Origin of the sequence: Streptomyces vulcanius (genome assembly GCF_042653945.1) — a bacterium.
GTDB classification, from domain to species: domain Bacteria; phylum Actinomycetota; class Actinomycetes; order Streptomycetales; family Streptomycetaceae; genus Streptomyces; species Streptomyces mangrovi.
Window position 1 is genome coordinate 110,496 of record NZ_JBHSFK010000033.1, and the last position, 18,770, is coordinate 129,265.

An 18,770-nucleotide genomic window follows, 5' to 3' on the forward strand; every position below is an offset into this window, starting at 1 on the left:
GACCGCCCTGATCCTTCTGGCCGTTCTCCCTCGACCCGAACAGCTCCATCGCCTACCTCCCAGGTCTGCCCCTCACCGAGCAGAGGCAGCGCTACCTCGCCTTCGACGTCGCCACCTCGCTGGGCTGGGACACCGGCCGCGCCGTCACCAACTTCGTGTGCGTCCTGCTGGCCGGGCCGGCGGTGCTGACCACCTTCCGACGGGCGGCCCGCAGGGCCCGTTTCCGCGCCCCGGTACGCTTCGCCGCACCCCGGTCGGCCGCATCCGACCCAGGCAGACACCAGGGGGCATGTGGACGTTGTCGAGCACGAGCTGAACCATCCCTGGGAAGGCGTTCTGGCCGCTCCCGCCCACGGTGGTGACGTCGGCGTCCTGGTCCTGGCGGGTTCCAGCGGGCGCGTCGAGCGCGAGAGAGCGCGCATCCTCGCTCGGCAGGGCATCGTCGCCCTGTCCATCCGCTGGTTCGGTGGGCAGGGGCAGCCCCCGGGAATCTGCGAGATCCCCTTGGAGACCTTCACCGCCGCGGTCGACCGCCTCACCGCGAGCGGGGCACGGCGCATCGGCATCCTCGGTGCTTCCAAGGGAGCCGAAGCGGCTCTGCTCACCGCCGTGCACGACTCGCGCGTGGACGTTGTCGTCGCGCTGTCACCCACGTCGAGAGTCTGGTGCAACGTGGGTCCTGGCCGCGATGGGGAACAGCGCCCGTATCGCTCTTCCTGGACCTGGCAGGGGCAGCCACTGCCGTTTGTCCCGATGGACGATTCCTGGACCCCGGCCGACCCGGGCAGCGGTCCGGTCGCCATCCGCGGCTGGTACGAACTCAGCGAGCGGAGCTTCGCTCACCTGCTCTCCCGGGCAGAGATCCCCGTCGACAGGGCACGGGCCGATCTGATGCTCGTCGCCGGTGGCGACGACGCGATGTGGCCTTCTCTCCGCTTCGCCGAACAACTGGCGGAACGCCGACGCTCAGCCGGGGCCACGGTGCGTCTGATCGGCCGCCACGATGCCGGCCACCGACCACGTTTTCCCGGCGAGAGCCCGGCGCCGGCCTCCCCGCACTTCCTGTACGGAGGCACGCCCGAAACCGACCTGCTTCTGGGGGAGACCGCGTGGCCGCATATCCTCGAGGCGCTCGGCGGCACGGCTCCTCCCACTCGAACGTGGTGACGAAGAAAACTGCTGTGCGCCGGATCGTACGCCTCTGCGATCATCCCCGAATGGCGCACAGTCTCGAATCGCTGGTCATCCGGCACACCCACCGCCTTCCCTCTCCGAAGGGCTCCGCCGGGGAAGGGGCCACCGCCGCACGGCAGTTCGACGCGGCGCTGACATCTGTGGGCTTCAAGCTCTCGGCGGAGCTGCTGGAGCGGCTGTCCGGGCTGTCCGAGGCCGCGGTCGTGCACACCGCCGGGCGGACGCTGCGCACCGTGGGCGAGATGGTGGGCGACCACGTCCGGCACAACACGTACTTCATCGACTTCCCGGCGAACGTACCGGACACCGAGGAGTTCTGGATGCGGTGCGTGACGCAGGCGCTCGGCGACGACAAGGCGCGCGGGAACGTGCTGACGCAGCTGGCCCACGGCGTGCTGGACCTGCTCGGCCTCCCCACGTACGGCCGCTACCAGCACACCTACGAGGAGATGCTCGCGGCGCAGGACGAGCTGATCGCCTCGGCGGGCGACCGGGTGACCGTCCTGCACCTCGGGCGGGACCTGGACGACGAACTCACGGACCTGTACCTGGCCCTGGCAGGCAGCACGACGCCACTGGGCGAGGACCACCTGCGCGACCTCAAGGCGCTCGCCGGGCCGTGCGCGCTCGGCCCCCAGCCGGAGTCGATCCCCGTCCGGGAGAACCGGGCGGTCGTCAACGAGGCCCGTCTCGGCGTCGGCGCGGACCTCCTCCTCGACACCGTCGTCGATGTGCTGCGGCTGGCCTGCGCGCTGTCGGGCGGCGACGTGACGCTGGGGGAGCCGACCCGGTTCCGGTCGCTGCCGCGGCAGGCCCGCCGTGCGCTGCTCGCGGGCCTCGACGCCGTGGTCGCCGCGAACCCCGCCAAGCTGGCCGACGTCCACGCGCACCGCGAGCCTTTCAAGCGGCTCGGCGAGCGTCTCCACCCGCACGAGTACCCGCGCTGGCCGCACGCCGCCGATGTGTTCGCCGTGGCGCGGGGCGAGAAGGAGGCGCGGTCCTTCGACGGCCGTGTCCAGAAGCTGCTCGACGAGTTCGACGTCCCCGGTGCGGTGCGGCTGCTGGAGTCCGCTCCCGGCAAGCTGTTCCGCGCCCTGGACCTCCTGCTGCGTACCGCCGCCGACCAGGAGGAACGGGACGCGGTGGTGACCGCCGCGGTGCGGGTCGCCCCCGAGGTCTCCGGCCGGGTCGTGCTCTCGGTCCGCGAGCACTTCCAGAACCGGGAGCGGGAGACCGACGAACCCCGGGTCTTCGTCAACCGCCGGGGCCGTGGCTGGGTCGCTCGCGACGTCCGGCCGCCCGTCCCCGCCGCCGACCGGGATCGTCTGATCGCCGCCCTCGACGCCGGAATGCGCCGCAGGCTCCCGGCGCCGGGCCGGCTGCTGCTCGACCCCGATGTCCTCGACGTGGCGCTCCCGCTCAGCGGCCGGGCGACCGCGGCCGGGCTCGGCGTACTTCCGCGAGGTTCGGTCTCGGCGGTCGACGGCGAACAGCTGCGCTTCTTCGTGTACTGGAAGGAGACCGGGCGCCGGACCGACTACGACCTCTCGGCGCTGCTTCTGAACGCCGACTACAGCACCGGCTCCTGGCTCTCCTACACCTCCCTCACGGATGTCGGGGGCGAGCATTCGGGCGATGTCACCGAGGCGCCCGACGGGGCCTCGGAGTTCATCAACCTGTCCCTGGACCGGGTACGCGGCGCATTCATCGTTCCGCAGGTCAACATCTACGCCGGCGAGAGCTTCGAGGAGGTCGAGGAGTCGTTCTTCGGTTTCATGCTGCGCGACGGTGAGCAGCAGGGCCGGCCGTTCGAGCCGCGCACCGTGCGGATGAAGTCGGAGCTTCGCGGGGTGGGCCGAGTGGCGCTGCCGCTGGTGTTCCGGCGCGAGGACGACGGCCGGTGGCGTGCGAAGTGGCTGCATCTGTATCTGAAGGGCGTCCCGTCGGCCAACCGGGTCGAGGAGAACCAGGTGTCGGTGTCCAAGCTGGTGCGTGCCGTCGTGGAGCGCGAGCAGCTGACGGTTCGGTACCTGGTCGACCTGATGGCCGACGACACCACGCCCGTCGACCTGTGGGACGGCGAACTGGTCGTCCCGGACGAGCCCGTGCTGTACATCGGTCTCGAACGTCCCGAGGGACTGCACCCGGACTCCCGGGTCATCACCCCCGAAAACCTGCGCGACTTGATCCCGGGCTGAGTGCTAGCGTTGCCAACGGCGAGGCCATGAAGGGGCTTCCTTCTCCTCCGCCGTGAAAGCGGCTTAAATGTGACCCGTTCCTTCGCTTTCCTCGCCGTCGACTTCGAGACCGCCCCAGTCCAACGCCCCGCCTCTACGCGGCGGGAGCGGGCGTGCTCCAGTTCACACGCTGTCCGGCGGCCCCAGCGGAACAAGTAGGCCCGGTCCGCCGTTCCTCTATACGTGGCTACGGAGGGGACAGTGTCCCCGGGCCTCACCTATAGCCCATGGGGAAGATCGTTCGGCTGAAGCCCCATGGAGCCTTCCGCCGCGAGGCGACCGCCCTCCGTACGCCATCCTGTGGGCCCCGGCTGGTCTCCCCCGTCCAGCCGGGGCCCGCACTGCTGTGCTGAACGGTTGTCAGGGACGCGTGCCGTCCATCGGGCGTGGGTGGCGGCCGGGCAGGGCCGGGGTGCCTGGGATCGGGGTGGGGGCGGCGTGGCCGTCCAGGATCGCCGCGACATTGCGGGCGGCGAGGTCCACCATGGCGGCGCGGGTCGCCTCCGTCGCCGAGCCGACGTGCGGCAGTACCACCAGGTGCGGCTCGGCGAACAGTGGGTCGGAAGGGTCGGTGCGCGGCTCGTCGGTCATCACGTCGAGCCCCGCCGAGTGGAGCTCCCCGCGGCGCAGCGACACCAGCAGGGCGTCTTCGTCCACGACTCCGCCGCGTCCGGTGTTGACCAGGGTCGCGGTCGGTTTCATCAGGGCGAGTTCGGCGGCGCCGATCATGCCCTTGGTCTCCTCGGTCAGCGGGGTGTGCACGGAGACGATGTCGCTGGTCCGCAGCAGTTCGTCGAACGGCACCCAACGGGACAGCTCGTCGTCCTCCTTGCGTCGCGGATGATGGTGCCGCACGCGCATGCCGAAACCGGCGGCCCTGCGGGCGACGGCGCGGGCGATCTGGCCGTAGCCGATCAGCCCGAGGGTGGCTCCGTGCACGTCGAGCCCGAGGAACGCGTCCATGCGGAAGGCGCCCCATGTGCCGCGGCGCAGCGCGTCCATGCCGGCGGGCAGGCGGCGCCGGGCCATGAGGATCAGCGCCATCGCCACGTCGGCGGTGGTGTCCGCGAGCACGTCGGGGGTGTGGGTGACGACAACACCGCGTTCCACGGCGGCCGCCACGTCGAGGCCGTCGTAGCCCATCGACGCGAGGGCCACGACCCGAAGGCCGGGCCCCGCCGCGTCGAGCAGCGCGGCGTCGACGCGGTCGCTGCCCAGGACGAGCAGGCCCTCGCAGCCCCGGACCAGCCCGGCCAGCTCGGTGGGGGTCGGCGGTGCGGTTCCCTTCCAGGCGGTGACGTCGAAGCGGGCGGAGAGGCGCTCGACGCCGTCTCCCGGAAGGCCGCTGCGGCTGACCACTGCGCGGAGGCGGCGGGAGGGTGTGCCGGACATGCTGAACTCCGTTGTGGGTGAGGGATCGGGGGCGTGTGCGGCAGAGGTCGGATCCCTCGTCAGGCCGACTTCGTCTCGCTGAAGTCCAGCAGCACCTTGCACGAGCGGGCCGGGTCGGCCGCGAGCTCGAACGCCTCCCGCGTGTGGGCCACCGGCAGTACGGAGGTGACCACCGGCCCGACCGGGAGGCGGCCGTCGGCGAGTGCCCCGAGGACCTCGGTGAGTTCGTCGTCGAAGCGGAAGGAACCGACGAGCCGCACTTCCCGGGTGATCAGGGCGTTGGCGGCCACGGGAGTGTCCCCGGGCGGCAGCAGGCCGAGGCCGACCACGAGGCCACCGCGGTCGACTCCGTGGACACAGGTGCGCAGGCCCGCCGGGTTGCCCGAGGACTCGACGGCGATGTCCGCGGCGAGTTCGTCCAGCCCGTCGGCGTCGGTACCCACCCGTACGGTCGACGTGGCGCCCATCTGTCTGGCGACGGCCAGCGGAGCCTCGTGCACGTCGGTCACGGTGATCTCGGCCGCACCGGCGGCCCGGAGTGCCGCCACGACGAGGCAGCCGATGGGGCCAGCTCCGGTGACCAGCACCCGCTTGCCGCGTACGTCGCCGGCCTGCCGTACGGCGTGCCAGGCGACCGCGGCGGGCTCGGCCACCGCGGCCAGCCGCAGGTCGAGGCCGTCGGGCAGGGCGAGCACCCTGTCGGAGGGTACGACGAGGACGTCGGCGAAGCCGCCCTGTACATGGGGGTTCCGGGCCGCGCTGCCGAGATAGCCGGTGTCCAGGCAGGTGTTGCGCCGCCCGACGACGCACTGCCGGCACCGGCCGCAGGACGCCAGCGGGTGCACGGCCACCGGTGTCCCCGCCGGCGGTGCCTGGGTGCCGGGGCCCGCCTCGCGCACCCGGCCCACGATCTCGTGGCCCAGCACCAGCGGTTCGCGGAGCCGGAACTCCCCGACCGCTCCGTGGCGCCAGTAGTGGAGGTCGGAGCCGCAGATGCCGCCGTACCAGACGTCGACCGCGACCTCGCCCGGGCCGGGCACCGGTACCGGGAGCTCCTCGAGGCGCAGGTCGCCCGCGCCGTGCGCCACCACGGCCCGCATCGTCGCTGAGTCCATGTTCTCGTCCCGCTCTCTCTGTCGAACGCTTCGGCTGCTTCGGTTGGTTGCGCGCTGTGGGTGGCGCCGGGTCAGATGACCGCTGTCAGTCCGCCGTCGACGGCGATCACCTGACCGTTGACGAAGTCCGACGCCGGCGCCGAGAGCCACACCAGTGTGCCGACGAGATCCTCGACCGAGGCCCAGCGGCCGGCCGGGGTGCGGCCCCGGATCCACGAGTCGAAGGCGGGGTCGTTCACCAGCGGCAGGGTCAGCTCGGTGACCACATATCCGGGGGCGAGCGCGTTGACGGTCAGTCCGGATCCGGCCCACTCCGCGCACATGCTGCGCGTCAGCATCGCGAGGCCGCCCTTGGAGGCCGCGTAGGCGGCGATGCCGGGCCGGGCCAGCCAGGTCTGGACGGAGCAGATGTTGACGATCTTTCCGTAGCCGCGCTCGATCATCCCGGCGGCCACCGTGCGGCCGACGAGGAAGGCACTCGTGAGGTTGGTGTGCAGCACGCGCTCGAAGTTCTCGGCGGAGACCTCCAGCAGCGGCTCGCGGTGCTGCACGCCGGTGTTGTTGACGAGGATGTCCAGCGGTCCGATGCCGTCCTCGATCTCCCGGACCGCCCGGCGTACGGCCGCCTCGTCGGTGACGTCGAAGGCCGCCGTGTGCACCTCGGCCCCGGTCTTCTCGGCGAGCTCCCGCCGGGCGCGCTCCAGTGCCCCGGAATCGCGGCCGTTCAGGACGACTTCGGCGCCCGCCTCGGCCAGTCCGGTGGCCAGGGCGGCTCCGATGCCTTTGCTGGAGCCGGTCACCAGGGCCCGTCGGCCGGCGAGATCGAACAGGGCGCGAGCCTTCACGGCCGTACCTCCAGGGGAGCGTAGTAGTGCATCAGAGCGGCGTTGTCGGCGTCACCGAGGCCGGTCGCGGTGAGCCAGCGGTGCAGTTCGGCGACGGCGGTGGTGATCGGCATCGGCGTGCCCGCGGAGCGCGCGTGGTCGCGGGCGGCGTCGAGATCCTTGACCATGTTGCTGATCCGCCCGGTGGGGGAGAGGTCGGCCTCGGCGAACTTCACGAAGAACTCCTGCAGCAGTGCCGAGTCCGCCCTGCCTCCGGTGAGCGCGGTGAGCACCCGACGGGGCGGCAGACCGGCCGACCGCACGAGCGCGGCTGCCTCCGCGAGCGCGGCGAATCCACAGCCGACCAGTACCTGGTTGACGGATTTCACCAGTTGACCGGAACCGGCCGGGCCGAGGTGGGTCAGCCTGGCGGCCAGGGAGCCGAGGACGGGCAGGGCCCGTTCGACGTGCTCCTCCTCCCCGCCGAGCATCAGGGTCAGCTCGCCGCGCTCGGCACCCGGTGCGCCGCCCGACAGCGGGGCGTCGACCCAGCCGGCGCCCAGTTTCGCGGCGCGCTCGGCGAAGGCGCGGGTGCGTCCGGGGGCGATGCTCGACATGTCGATCACCAGCATGCCGTCCGGAGCCGCGCTCAGGACGCCGTCCGGCCCGAAGACGACCTGCTCCACGATCTCCGCGGTGTTGAGGGAGAGGATCACCACCCCCGACGTGGAGAGCAGGGCGGGTGACGGCGCTGTGGCGGCTCCGTGCCCGGCGAGTTCCACGACGGCCTCCGGACGGATGTCGTAGACGCGTACCGCGTGTGCGCACCCGAGCAGTCGGCGAGCGATGGCGGAGCCCATGACTCCGAGCCCGGCGACGCCCACCTCCGTATCTACTGACACCTGACCTCCTGAACCAAATGCTGTCTCAAGAACAATATACTGTCCATCATTTCTGAATCAGGCAACCATTTCTGCGGAAATTCCCAGCCTTCGCGGGTTGCTGGGACAGCATGTTGGCAAGCGAGTTGCATGCTGTTACCTTCCCCCCGTCGTTGGATGTTGCTGAAACGGAGACCGTCATGAACGAGGTCGGCGAGGTCGTGCTCGGCATCGACCTGGGCACCACCGCGACCAAGGTGGTCGCGGTGGACGCCGCATACCGCCCGGTGTCGACCGTCGAACGCCCCGCCCCCCTGCGCTCCGGACGGGGCGGCGAGGCCGTCCACGCCCCCGCGACCGTGCTGGCCGGGGTTGCCGACGCGCTGCGCGAGAGCACCGAACGCTGCGCGCGGCTGGGACTGACCGTGCGGGGGCTGTCCTTCAGCGCCGCTCTCCACACCCTGCTCGCCCTCGATGCCTCCGGTGAACCGCTGACCCCCGCGCTGAGCTGGGCCGACACCCGCGCGGCAGACATCGCCCGACGGCTGCGGGCCGAACGCGGAGAGGCACTTCACCGCGCTACCGGCACCCCCGTGCACCCCATGGCGCCGCTGGCCAAGCTCGCCTGGTTCGCCGCGCACGAACCGGAGCTGTTCCGGCGCACGGCGACCTGGTGCGGCATGAAGGACTACGTCCTGTCCCGGTTCACCGGCCGACTGGTCACCGACCTCTCGTGTGCCTCCGCGACCGGGCTGCTGGACATCCACACCGGCGACTGGCACGGGCCCGCGCTGGAGGCTGCGGGAGTGCGCGCCGAACGGCTTCCCGAACTCGTACCGCCGACCACCACCTTTCCGCTGCTGCCCGGGCCGGCCGCCGAGTTCGGTCTGCCGGCCGGACTGCCCGTGGTCGCGGGCGCCGGCGACGGGCCGCTCGCCAACCTGGCCGTCGGCGCCACCGCACCGGCCACGGCAGCGCTGTCGCTGGGCACCAGCGGCGCCCTCCGCGTCGTACGCGACCGGCCGGGCGTGGACGACAGGTGCCGTGTCTTCTGCTACCTCCTCGCCGACGGGCTGTGGGTGCTCGGCGGAGCGGTGAGCAACGCCGGAGTCGTCGCCCAGTGGGCCGCCGAGTCCTTCGGCGGCGTCGACGTGGCCGACCTGCTGAAGGAGGCGGCCGGGATCGAGCCGGGCTCCGAGGGCCTGACCGCACTGCCCCACCTCCTCGGCGAACGTGCCCCCTGGTGGGACCCCGACGCCCGGGGAGCCCTGATCGGGCTGCGGCACGGCCATGGCAGAGCCCATATGACCCGGGCCATGATCGAGGGTGTCGGACAGCAACTGGCGCTGGTAAGGGACTCGGTGGCAGCGGCCGGCGCCCCGATCGCCTCGGTGCGGGCCACGGGCGGAGCACTGCGGTCGTCGCTGTGGGCGGAGATCGTCGCGGCGGCGCTCGACATGCCGTTGGAGATCACGGACGACACGGGCGGCTCCGGATTCGGCGCCGCACTCCTCGGCTGGCGCGCTCTCGGCACCGTGTCCCACCTGTCCGCCCTGCCCGCCGATGTCTGGACGCGTCCGCATCGCACCGTCTCCCCGGACCCGGTCGCCGTACGGAGGATGGCGCAGACCCGGCCACGGATGGAGCGGTGCTACGAGCTGCTGCGGGACCTCTCCGCGTAGCACCGACGTCCGGGCGCCGCCACCCCCCGGGTCAGGCCGTGCCGACGGAAACCGTCGGTACGGCGTGCACGGCGTGTCCGCCGAACTGCTGCCGCATCGCGGCCAGCGCCCTGAGCTGGGCGGCGTCCGGCTCGCGGGAGGCGAAGCGCGCGAAGAGGGCGGCGGTCATGGCGGGCGCGGACACCGCCAGGCGCACCGCCTCCTCGACCGTCCAGCGGCCCTCGCCGGAGTCGTCCACCCGGCCGGAGAGACCGGTCAGGCCGGAGTCCTGCTCCAGGGCGCGGACGAGGAGGTCGAGCAGCCAGGACCGTACGACCGTGCCGTGCCGCCAGGAGGCGAGGACCTTCGGCACGTCGGGGACGTACTCGCTGGCCTCCAGCAGCTCGTAGCCCTCGGCGAGGGCCTGCATCATGCCGTACTCGATGCCGTTGTGGACCATCTTGGCGTAGTGGCCCGCGCCCACCGGACCGGCGTGGCAGATCCCGTCCTCCTCCGGGGCGAGCGACTCCAGCAGGGGCCACACCCTCCGGACGTGCTCGTCGGCGCCGCCGCACATGACGGCGTAACCGTTCTCCCGGCCCCAGACGCCGCCGCTGACACCGCAGTCGACGTATCCGACACCGTGCTCGGCGAGCATCCGGGCATGCTCGGTGTCGTCGCTGAAGCGGGAGTTGCCGCCCTCGACCACCACGTCGCCCGGGGACAGCAGGCCGGCCAGCTGCCGGACGGCCCGGCGCGTGGGTTCACCGGCGGGGAGCATCAGCCAGACCACGCGGGGGGCGGCGAGCCTGCCGACCAGTTCTTCCAGGGAGTTCACGTCACGGTCCGGCGAGGTGCGGCTGTAGCCGGTCACCTCGTGACCGCGGTCGCGCCAGCGGGCCGCCATGTTGCCGCCCATGCGTCCGAGGCCGACGATTCCTGTCTGCATTGCTCAGTCCTTCGAGATGTGGTGCGGGTGGGAGGGACCGTTGTCCTCGCGCAGCAGTCGGAGGACGACGCTGTTGTCCAGGTCGCCGAGCCCTCGGTCGTCGACTGCCGCGTACATGCGGGCGACGGCGGTGGACAGGGGCAGCCCGACGTGCGCGTCGGTGGCGCTGTCCAGGACGAAGCCGAGGTCCTTGTGGAGGTAGCGCGCGGGACCGGAGGGGGTGAAATCGCTGTCGGCGAGGTGGTGGCGCTTCTGCGCGAGCACTTCCGAGGAGGCGAGACCGCCGGCCAACACCTCCAGGAGTGCCGCCGGGTCGAGTCCGCCGCGCTCGCCGAGGAGGACCGCCTCGGCGAGCGCCACCAGGGTTCCGGCGACCACGAGTTGGTTGCAGGCCTTGGCGAGCGACCCGGCTCCGGTGTCGCCCATGCGGCGTACGGTCGAGCCCATGGCGGTCAGGTACGGGCGGACGCGTTCGACGGCGTCCTGCGGTCCGCCCGCCATGATCGACAGGGTGGCGTCGCGGGCGCCGGTCACCCCGCCGCTCACGGGAGCGTCGATGACGCGGACGCCGTGCGGACGCAGCTCCTCGGCCAGGGCGCGAACGGCGACGGGGGAGACGGTGCCCATCACGACGAGGGTGTTCATCGCCCGGTCCGCCGCGGCCGAGTCCAGGCCCGCGAGCAGTCCGTCGGGACCGGCCCACACCTGCCGGACCTGGGGCAGGTCCGGGAGCATGGTGACGACCGTCCGGGCGCCGGCCGCCACCTCGGCCGGACCGCCGGCGGCACGGCAGCCGGCGGCGACGGCCGCGTCGAGTGGCGCGCGGCCTCGGTTCCAGGCCAGGACGTCGAAGCCGGCCTTCGCGAGACCGGCCGCCATCGGAAGGCCCATCGCGCCGAGCCCGACGAAGCCGACCGTCTCGGACGGGGGAGGTGGAGAGCTCACGGGCGGACCCCCGCCCGCGCGGGCTCGTCCGTGCCGGCCGCGAGCGCGCCCAGCCGCTCGGAGAGGTACGGATGACCGAGCACGTCCCGGTTGACGACGAAGCGCGGCAGCCGGCCGGCCGCCACGTCCAGGACGGCCCGGACCGCGCTCCCGCCGTTCCCGGCGGACATCTCGTCGGTCCACGCGAGGCTGTGCGGACTGAGGACGACGTTGTCCATGCCGAGCAGCGGGTTGTCGGCGCCGGGCGGCTCGGTCTCGAACACGTCCAGTCCGGCGCCGCGGATGCGGCCGGCGCGCAGCGCGTCGACCAGCGCCGCCTCGTCGACGATCGGGCCGCGGGCGACGTTGAGCAGCACGCCCGAGGGTTTCATCAGGGACAGCCGGCGAGCGTCCACGAGGTGGTGGGTCTCCTCGGTCAGGACGCACATCACGATCACCGCGTCGGCCTCGGCCATCACGGTGTCGGCGTCGGCGAGCCGTACGCCGAGTTCGCGGGCGGTCTCCTGCGGGCAGTAGGGGTCGTAGGCGATGACCTCGGTGTCGAACGGCCGCAGCAGTCCGACCAGATCACGGGCCGTGTTGCCCAGGCCCAGCAGACCGACCCTGCGCCCCGTGAGCCCGAGGCCCATCCACTGCTCCCTCTCGGACCACCGTCCCTGACGTACCAGCCGGTCCTTGGCGGGGACGTTGTGCAGGACGGCCAGCAGCATGGTGAGGGCGGCGGTGGCGACGGGGCGTCGGGCGCCGTCCGGGGTGATGGTGACCAGGGCGCCGTGGCGTGTGCAGACGTCGAGGTCGACGGCGTCGTAGCCGACGCCGAAGCGGGCGAAGAGCAGCGGTGGCCGGGTGACGCCCGTGAACGTGCGGGCGGTGACGGCGGGGGCGGCGAACAGGACGGCGTCCAGGCCGTCGATGTCCGGGGCGAGGAGTTCGTCGGTGTCGCGCGGCAGGTAGTGCCAGTCGACCCCGGCGGCGTCCAGGTCGCCGAGCCGGATGTCGCCCCATACGTTGCGCCCGTCCGCGTCGAGGAAGTCGCGGCTCACACCGACGGTGAACCGGCCGCCGGCCGGCTGGGAGTCCGCCATCACAGCACCGCGACCGGGTTGACGGGCGAGCCCGTGCCGCCGGGGACGTTCAGCGGCGCCACAACGAGCAGGAACTCGTAGCGGCCCGCCTCCGCGCAGGCGGCGGACAGCGCCTCCAGATCGAGATTGTCGAGGAGCGGTACACCCATCGCGGTGATGGCGAGGGCGTGCACGGGGGAGTGCAGCCCCTCGACGGGGGAGGGCCGTACGTCGCTGTCGCCGTCGCCGCCGAGCAGGGCGATCCCGCGCTCGCCCAGCAGGGGCACGGCATCGACGTGGAAGCCGGCGCTGGCGTTGTCGGGGTTCCAGGCGCCGAGCTCGGCGCGGCGCCGGAAGTGGCCGGAGCGCAGCAGCACCGCGTCACCGTCGCCGATGGTCACACCCAGCGCCTTCTCGGCGGCGAGCACGTCCTCGGCGTGTACAGCGGTGCCGGGCTCGAGCCAGTCGGTGCCGAGGACGGCGGGCAGGTCGATCAGAACGCCCCTGGTGACGAGGGGGCCCAGGGCGGAGACCGCGCCGAAGTGGGCCCCGGCCGCGTCGACGACCTCACGGGCGGTGCGGCCGTCGTAGAGCTGCCCGCGATAGGCGATGTGGGAGAGCGCGTCGAGGTGGCTGACGCCCTTGCCGTGGTAGTCGACGGCGATGAAGTCCTTGTGGCAGGACGGCTCCGGGGCCTCGACATCGCCGAGGTCGGACATGTAGTGCAGGGCGGGCTTGCCGTTGTCGGGGCCGGACACCGTGTTCCAGGGCAGGGCCATCGGGACGGTGGTGCCGCTGCGGACCAGGGCCGCGGCACGCTGTACGTGGGCGGGGGTGACCCGGTTCCAGGCGCCGCGGTCGGCGGGGGTCCAGCGGCCCCACGTCCGTACGGCGTCGAAGAGGGAGTCGAACTCCTCTCGCGACAGTTGGGGGCCGTTGTCGGGAGGGGGAGGCGGGGAATGGGTTGGGCTGCTGCTCATGAGGTGCTCAGCGCTCCAAGGCTCGGAGGGTGTCGTCGGCCGGCCCGGAAGGCGCGCTACCGTCGGGAGACTCGGCGAATCCCGATGACAAAGCGCGCGGCGACGGCATTGTCGTTCGGTGACAGACGAGGGACAATAACAACATGCTGAACGACGAACAGAATGATGGGTGGAATCGACGGTGAGCGCAAGCGACCCGGGAAGCCTCGTCCCGGCGGTGACCCGAGCGGTGGCGATCCTCGACGTGCTCGGCGAGGCGGAGGGCCGCCCGTTGTCGGTCAGTGAGATCGCGCGCGCCCTGGGGCTGCCGAAGTCCTCCACGGGGAACCTCTGCGCCTCGCTGGAGACGGCAGGCATGATCACGCGCAACGGCACGGGCTTCGGTCTGGGGCGCAAGCTGGTGGAACTCGGCGGCCGTTACCTTTCCACCATCGACCAGCTGCGCGACTTCTACGAGTTGTGCCGGCGCAGTGCGCACATCTCGCGGGAGACCGCCCGGGTGGCCGTCCTGGACGGCCTGGACGTGCTCTACCTGGCCAGATACGACGGTACGCAGCCGCTGAGGCTCACCGCCAACATCGGTGACCGCTTCCCCGCGAACTGCACGGCGACCGGGAAGGCCATCCTCTCGACCCTGGATCCGGCGGTGGCCGAGGACCGGCTGCGCGGCCGCATCCTGCCCGCGCTCAGTGAGCGGTCCATCACCTCGATGCCCGCGCTCCTCGAAGACCTGGCCGCGGCCCGTGAGCGTGGTTACGCGGTCGACGACGAGGAGGCCACGGCGGGTGTCCTCTGTCTGGCCGTGCCGGTCACCGGGTTCCGCACCGACTCGGCGCCCTTCGCGATCAGCGTCACCGTGCTGAAGGCGCGGCTCGACGACGAGTTCCGTGAGGCGCTGCTGAAGGACCTGCGCGCCATCGCGGCAGGGCTGGAGAATCCCATGCTCCCGCGGGGGCTGCCCGCGGGAGGCGGATGAGGTGACGCGGGCACCCTGCCAGGTCGGGGGCCCGCGGGGTGATCGTGACGACGGCGGCCGTACGGAACTTCTCCGTACGGCCGCCGTAACTTTGGGGCAATAAATGTCGGCGGGAGTATTGACCAGGATGCTGTGACGAGTTCAGGATTCTGGTCGAGCCGATGGATTGGTCCTCGGCCAGCATCTCCCGGAGAAGTCCGTGAACGACGCTCCCGACGACACAACGCCCGGTTCTCCGTCGCCCGACGGGCACACGGCCTCCCGCCCACTGGTGACGATCCGCGGGCTGCGCAAGCGGTTCGGTGGCACCCTCGCCCTCGCCGATGTGGACCTCGACATCCACGGAGGCAGTGTTCTCGCCCTATTGGGACACAATGGTGCCGGAAAATCCACACTCATCAAGATCCTCGCCGGCGTCTACCGCGCCGACGAAGGCCAGGTCACCGTCGCCGGTCACCCCCTTGGCTCCGGCGCCGCGACCACCGAGATGTCCTTCATCCACCAGGACCTGGGTCTGGTGGAGTGGATGACGGTGGCCGAGAACGTCGCCCTGGGCACCGGATACCCCCGCCGCGCCGGGCTCGTCTCCTGGCGACAGGTGCGCCGGCGCTGCACCGAGGCCCTGGAGATAGTCGCCGGCCACCTCGACCCGGACGCGGCCGTGGCCGACCTCACCCGCGCCGAACGCTCCCTGGTCGCCATAGCCCGCGCGCTGGCCACCCGCGCCCGCCTCATCGTCCTCGACGAACCGACCGCCAGCCTGCCCGCCGCCGACTGCGCCCGGCTCTTCGACGTCCTGCACACCCTGCGCGACCGGGGCCACGCCATCGTCTACGTCAGCCACCGCCTCGACGAGGTCTACCAGGTGGCCGACCGTTTCGCGGTCCTGCGCGACGGACATCTCATCAGCCAGGGTCTCCTCGCCGACCACGGACCCGACCGGATCGTGCGCGACATCGTCGGCCACGAGCCGGAGAGCCACCGGCCCGCCGCCTCCCGGACCACGAGCACCCCCGCCTCCACCGTGCTGCGCCTGACCGGCGCGACCACCGAGGGGGCCGGCCCCGTCGACCTGGAACTGCGCGCCGGAGAAGTCCTCGGCATGGTCGGCCTCACCGGAGCGGGCCACATGGACCTCGGCCGCGCCCTCGCCGGGTCCCGGCCGCTGACCGGTGGCGAGGCACTGCTCGACGGCAGGCCGTACCGTCCCGGCTCGGTCGCCGCGGCCGTCGACGCAGGGATCGGCTTCGTCACCAGCAACCGCCAGGAGGAGGGCTGCGCCCTCGAACTCACCGTGCGGGAGAACTTCCTGGCCAACCCCCGCGCCGACGCCCGCTCCCCCTGGCGCTGGATCAGCCCCGGCCGGGAACGCGCCGAGGCCAGGTCGCTCGTCGAGCGGTTCGGCGTGCGCCCCGCCGACTCCGAGGCGCCGATCGCCACCCTCTCCGGCGGCAACCAGCAGAAGATCATGATCGGCCGCTGGCTGCGCCTGAGCCGTCGGGTGGTGATCCTCGAGGAACCGACCGCCGGAGTCGACGTCGGCGCCAAGGCCGAGATCTACCGGCTCCTGGACGACGCCCTCGCCGAGGGACTCGCCGTCCTGCTCATCTCCACCGACTTCGAGGAGGTCGCCGACGTCTGCCACCGCGCCCTGGTCTTCGTCCGGGGCGGCGTCACGGCCGAACTGTCCGGCGAGGCCCTCACCGTCACCGAACTCACCCATGCCGCGTCGGCCATGCCGGCGCTGACCGGAACGGGCAACCACTGATGGCCACCGAGACCGAATCCTCCCGCCACGATCAGGGGACCACGACCGGCGGCGACACCAAAGCGACCAAGAGCGCGCGCACGACGGGCGGCTCCGCCTCCGGACCGTCCGCCGGCAGCCGGGTCCGCGGCCACCTGATCGGCACCTACGGCCTGCTCACCCTCACCGTCCTGCTCTTCCTCGTCTTTTCCCTCGCCCTGCCGGACACCTTCCCGACCCTCGACAACATCTCGTCGATCCTGTCCAACCAGTCGATCCCGGCCATGCTCGCCCTCGGCGCGATGATCCCCATCGTCACCGGCAAGTTCGACCTCTCCGTCGGCTACGGCCTCGGCCTCGCCCATGTGCTGACGATGCAGCTCATCGTCAACAACGGCTGGCCCTGGCCCATGGCCTGCCTCGTCGTCATCGTCGGCGGCGGCATCATCGGCGTGTTCAACGGACTGCTCGTCGAGTTCGCCAAGATCGACTCGTTCATCGCCACCCTGGGCACCGGCAGCGTGCTGTACGCCTGCACCGGCTGGATCACCGACGGCGCCCGTATCGTCCCCGGCCCGAACGGACTGCCCCCGGCCTTCACGGACCTGTACGACTCCAAGTTCCTCGGCCTGCCGGTACCCGCTTTCTACGTCCTCGGCCTCGCCGTCGTCCTGTGGCTGCTGCTGGAACGCCTGCCGCTCGGCCGCTACCTGTACGTCATCGGCTCCAACGCGCGCGCCGCCGACCTGGTCGGCATCCCCACCCGCCGCTACGGCGTCTACGCCTTCGCCGGCTCCGGGATCGTGGTCGGCTTCGCCGGCGTCCTGCTCGCCGCCCAGCAGCAGATCGGCAACCCCAGCGTCGGCATGGACTACCTGCTGCCCGCCTTCGTCGGCGCGCTGCTCGGCTCCACCGCCATCAAGCCGGGCCGCGCCAACGCCGCCGGCACCGTCGTCGCCGTCGCCATCCTCGCCATCGGCCTCGCGGGCATCCAGCAGCTCGGCGCCGAGTTCTGGGCCACCTCGCTGTTCAACGGCGGCACCCTCCTCCTCGCCGTCGGCCTGGCCGGCTACTCCGCCCGCCGCAGGCTGCGCGCCGGGGCGAACGCCACCCGCACGTCGTTGTCCGAGCCGTCGGCGCCCGCCGCACCGGCCGCCTCCGTGCAGACGTCCGTCTCCGCCGCGGAACCCGTGTCCCCGCCGCCGTCCGCGACCACGGAGTAGATCCGCACAGCCGCCCGTCACGTCGAGGTGGCCCGGCGCCCGCACGCCGTCCCCCTCGATGAGCCCCGCTGCCTTCCTCTCCCTCCCCGTACGTCAGCAAGGAGCCGTCCGTGTCGTACCACCACACCCGCAAGGCGCCCCTGAGAGCAGTGGCCGCACTCGCCGTGGTCACCGCCTTCGCCGCAGGTTGCACCCGAGGTTCGGAGGCCGGCACCTCCGGCACCGTCGCCGACACCAAGGCGGGCTGCCCCGCCGTCCTCGCCAAGGCCAAGGCAGCGGTCAAGGCGGCTGAGGACGTCAACGCAGCTTGGGACGGCCCGACGACCGGTCCCGAGGCGGTCGCCGGCAAGACCATCGTCTACGTCGCCCAGAGCATGACCAACCCGGGAGTCGCCGGCGCCGCGGACGGCGTCAAGGAGGCCGCCAAGGCCATCGGATGGAACGTACGGATCATCGACGGCCAGGGCACTCCGGCCGGCATCCAGGCCGCGCTCAGCCAGGCCGTCGCCGTCAAGCCCGCCGGGATCGTGCTGTCCGGCTTCGACCCCAAGTCGACCGCGCAGCAGGTCGCCCAGGCCAACGCCGCCGGCATCCCGCTCATCGGCTGGCACGCCGTGGACGCCCCCGGCCCCAGCACGGACCCGAAGCTCTTCAGCAACATCACCACGCAGGTCCAGGACGTCGCCACGATCAGCGCCGACTGGATCATCAGCCAGTCCAACGGCCGGGCGGGCGTGGTGGTCTTCACCGACGCCTCCATCCCCTTCGCCAAGGGCAAGTCGGACCTGATCGAGAAGGAGCTCGCCACCTGCTCCGACGTCAAGGTCCTGACGACGTCCAACATCCCCATCGCCGACGCCAGCAACCGCACCCCGCAGGAGGTGTCCGCCCTGCTGTCCCGCTTCGGCACCAAGTGGACCAGCTCGGTGGCCATCAACGACCTCTACTTCGCCGACGCCGCCCCGGCGCTGCGCGCGGCGGGGAAACAGGGCAACGGAGCCCCCTTCAACATCGGCGCGGGCGACGGCGACCCGTCCGCCTTCCAGCGCATCAACAGCAAGCAGTTCCAGGCGGCGACGGTTCCCGAGCCGCTGTCCGAGCAGGGCTGGCAGATCGTCGACGAGTTCAACCGCGCCTTCGCAGGCAAGCCCGCCAGCGGTTACGTCGCCCCGGTCCACATCACCACGGCCGACAACAGCGGCGGCAAGTCCTCCTGGGACCCCAGCGGGTACCGCGAGGCGTACCGGAAGCTCTGGGGGAAGTGACCCGAACCGACCCGGGCCGACCGCAGGCCGCCCTTCCCGCTCGCCTTCCGCGGGAGGGGCACCGCCGCGCAGCCACCCTGCCGCCTTCCCCCCCTCGTGCACCCTGGAGTTCGTTCGTGAACCCGTCCCCGCCCGTGGACGCCCCCTGCCCCGCCCCCGTCGCCTCCTTCGAGTGGACCGAGTTGGACCGGCGCGCGGTTGACACCGCCCGGGTCCTTGCCGCCGACGCCGTACAGAAGGTCGGCAACGGCCATCCGGGTACGGCGATGAGCCTGGCTCCCGCCGCCTACACCCTCTTCCAGAAGGTGATGCGGCAC

16 protein-coding genes and 1 pseudogene are annotated in these 18,770 nt (G+C 72.0%); 9 read left to right on the forward strand and 8 right to left on the reverse strand.

Annotated features, from left to right (window positions below):
• Nucleotides 1-11: 11 nt before the first annotated feature.
• From ACFPIH_RS38945 to ACFPIH_RS38955, 3 genes and pseudogenes are all read left to right on the forward strand, one after another.
• Nucleotides 12-362: pseudogene (locus tag ACFPIH_RS38945) on the forward strand (hypothetical protein); the annotation flags it as partial.
• On the forward strand, nucleotides 292-1,167 hold the full coding sequence (locus tag ACFPIH_RS38950) for an acyl-CoA thioester hydrolase/BAAT C-terminal domain-containing protein (RefSeq protein WP_381182741.1): 876 nt from the start codon (nucleotides 292-294) through the stop codon (nucleotides 1,165-1,167). The pseudogene ACFPIH_RS38945 and the gene ACFPIH_RS38950, both read left to right, overlap by 71 nt.
• Nucleotides 1,168-1,217: 50 nt before the next feature.
• Nucleotides 1,218-3,392, forward strand: coding sequence for a TerD family protein (locus tag ACFPIH_RS38955; protein ID WP_381182743.1), 2,175 nt, complete (start codon nucleotides 1,218-1,220; stop codon nucleotides 3,390-3,392).
• A 399-nt stretch (nucleotides 3,393-3,791) separates the two neighbouring features.
• Here the strand turns inward: ACFPIH_RS38955 and ACFPIH_RS38960 are convergent, their stop codons facing one another.
• The 4 genes from ACFPIH_RS38960 to ACFPIH_RS38975 all read right to left on the reverse strand — a co-directional run bounded on the left by ACFPIH_RS38960 (nucleotide 3,792) and on the right by ACFPIH_RS38975 (nucleotide 7,664).
• Nucleotides 3,792-4,823, reverse strand: a complete 1,032-nt coding sequence (locus ACFPIH_RS38960) for a 2-hydroxyacid dehydrogenase (RefSeq protein WP_381182745.1) — start codon at nucleotides 4,821-4,823, stop codon at nucleotides 3,792-3,794.
• 59 nt (nucleotides 4,824-4,882) lie between these two features.
• Entirely contained in the window at nucleotides 4,883-5,938 is a 1,056-nt protein-coding gene (locus ACFPIH_RS38965; RefSeq protein WP_381182747.1) for an L-idonate 5-dehydrogenase, read from the reverse strand.
• A gap of 71 nt (nucleotides 5,939-6,009) precedes the next feature.
• Nucleotides 6,010-6,783: an SDR family oxidoreductase gene (locus ACFPIH_RS38970; protein ID WP_381182749.1), complete on the reverse strand. Its 774-nt coding sequence runs from the start codon at nucleotides 6,781-6,783 to the stop codon at nucleotides 6,010-6,012.
• Nucleotides 6,780-7,664 (reverse strand): NAD(P)-dependent oxidoreductase, encoded by an 885-nt coding sequence (locus tag ACFPIH_RS38975; protein WP_381182751.1) that lies wholly within the window; start codon nucleotides 7,662-7,664, stop codon nucleotides 6,780-6,782. Before ACFPIH_RS38975 ends, ACFPIH_RS38970 begins: the two co-directional genes overlap by 4 nt.
• Before the next feature lie 179 nt (nucleotides 7,665-7,843).
• On the opposite strand from ACFPIH_RS38975, the gene ACFPIH_RS38980 reads away from it, so the two are divergent.
• The gene (locus ACFPIH_RS38980) at nucleotides 7,844-9,325 is read left to right on the forward strand and encodes a gluconokinase (RefSeq protein WP_381182753.1); all 1,482 of its coding nucleotides are present in this window, start codon (nucleotides 7,844-7,846) and stop codon (nucleotides 9,323-9,325) included.
• 31 nt (nucleotides 9,326-9,356) lie between these two features.
• Here ACFPIH_RS38980 and gnd read toward each other — a convergent pair whose 3' ends face one another.
• Genes gnd through ACFPIH_RS39000 form a run of 4 tightly spaced genes read right to left on the reverse strand, consistent with a single transcriptional unit; the run spans nucleotide 9,357 to nucleotide 13,242 of the window.
• A complete protein-coding gene (gene gnd, locus ACFPIH_RS38985; protein ID WP_381182755.1) occupies nucleotides 9,357-10,253 on the reverse strand; it encodes a phosphogluconate dehydrogenase (NAD(+)-dependent, decarboxylating) in 897 nt (298 codons plus the stop codon).
• Between the two features lie 3 nt (nucleotides 10,254-10,256).
• On the reverse strand, nucleotides 10,257-11,198 hold the full coding sequence (locus ACFPIH_RS38990) for an NAD(P)-dependent oxidoreductase (protein WP_381182757.1): 942 nt from the start codon (nucleotides 11,196-11,198) through the stop codon (nucleotides 10,257-10,259).
• Nucleotides 11,195-12,283 carry an NAD(P)-dependent oxidoreductase gene (locus tag ACFPIH_RS38995; protein ID WP_381182758.1) on the reverse strand — a complete coding sequence of 363 codons (1,089 nt, stop codon included), beginning with the start codon at nucleotides 12,281-12,283 and terminating at the stop codon, nucleotides 11,195-11,197. Before ACFPIH_RS38995 ends, ACFPIH_RS38990 begins: the two co-directional genes overlap by 4 nt.
• On the reverse strand, nucleotides 12,283-13,242 hold the full coding sequence (locus tag ACFPIH_RS39000) for a cyclase family protein (RefSeq protein ID WP_381182759.1): 960 nt from the start codon (nucleotides 13,240-13,242) through the stop codon (nucleotides 12,283-12,285). The genes ACFPIH_RS38995 and ACFPIH_RS39000 overlap by 1 nt, the downstream gene beginning before the upstream one ends.
• 181 nt (nucleotides 13,243-13,423) lie before the next feature.
• On the opposite strand from ACFPIH_RS39000, the gene ACFPIH_RS39005 reads away from it, so the two are divergent.
• The 5 genes from ACFPIH_RS39005 to ACFPIH_RS39025 all read left to right on the forward strand — a co-directional run.
• On the forward strand, nucleotides 13,424-14,218 hold the full coding sequence (locus tag ACFPIH_RS39005) for an IclR family transcriptional regulator (RefSeq protein WP_381182761.1): 795 nt from the start codon (nucleotides 13,424-13,426) through the stop codon (nucleotides 14,216-14,218).
• Nucleotides 14,219-14,417: 199 nt separating this feature from the next.
• Nucleotides 14,418-15,986 (forward strand): sugar ABC transporter ATP-binding protein, encoded by a 1,569-nt coding sequence (locus tag ACFPIH_RS39010; protein WP_381182763.1) that lies wholly within the window; start codon nucleotides 14,418-14,420, stop codon nucleotides 15,984-15,986.
• Nucleotides 15,986-17,188: an ABC transporter permease gene (locus tag ACFPIH_RS39015; RefSeq protein WP_381182765.1), complete on the forward strand. Its 1,203-nt coding sequence runs from the start codon at nucleotides 15,986-15,988 to the stop codon at nucleotides 17,186-17,188. Before ACFPIH_RS39010 ends, ACFPIH_RS39015 begins: the two co-directional genes overlap by 1 nt.
• A 110-nt stretch (nucleotides 17,189-17,298) precedes the next feature.
• Entirely contained in the window at nucleotides 17,299-18,453 is a 1,155-nt protein-coding gene (locus tag ACFPIH_RS39020) for a substrate-binding domain-containing protein (protein WP_381182767.1), read from the forward strand.
• A 116-nt stretch (nucleotides 18,454-18,569) separates the two neighbouring features.
• Nucleotides 18,570-18,770: hypothetical protein (locus ACFPIH_RS39025; RefSeq protein ID WP_381182769.1), on the forward strand; the 201-nt coding region annotated here is incomplete at its 3' end.

What these genes read in the sequence shown, in the direction of transcription:
- ACFPIH_RS38955 (WP_381182743.1), top strand. Translation starts at nt 1,218, where the DNA reads ATGGCGCACAGTCTCGAATCGCTGGTCATCCGGCACACCCACCGCCTT.
- ACFPIH_RS38960 (WP_381182745.1), bottom strand. Translation starts at nt 4,823, where the DNA reads ATGTCCGGCACACCCTCCCGCCGCCTCCGCGCAGTGGTCAGCCGCAGC.
- ACFPIH_RS38965 (WP_381182747.1), bottom strand. Translation starts at nt 5,938, where the DNA reads ATGGACTCAGCGACGATGCGGGCCGTGGTGGCGCACGGCGCGGGCGAC.
- ACFPIH_RS38980 (WP_381182753.1), top strand. Translation starts at nt 7,844, where the DNA reads ATGAACGAGGTCGGCGAGGTCGTGCTCGGCATCGACCTGGGCACCACC.
- gnd (WP_381182755.1), bottom strand. Translation starts at nt 10,253, where the DNA reads ATGCAGACAGGAATCGTCGGCCTCGGACGCATGGGCGGCAACATGGCG.
- ACFPIH_RS38995 (WP_381182758.1), bottom strand. Translation starts at nt 12,283, where the DNA reads ATGGCGGACTCCCAGCCGGCCGGCGGCCGGTTCACCGTCGGTGTGAGC.
- ACFPIH_RS39000 (WP_381182759.1), bottom strand. Translation starts at nt 13,242, where the DNA reads ATGAGCAGCAGCCCAACCCATTCCCCGCCTCCCCCTCCCGACAACGGC.
- ACFPIH_RS39015 (WP_381182765.1), top strand. Translation starts at nt 15,986, where the DNA reads ATGGCCACCGAGACCGAATCCTCCCGCCACGATCAGGGGACCACGACC.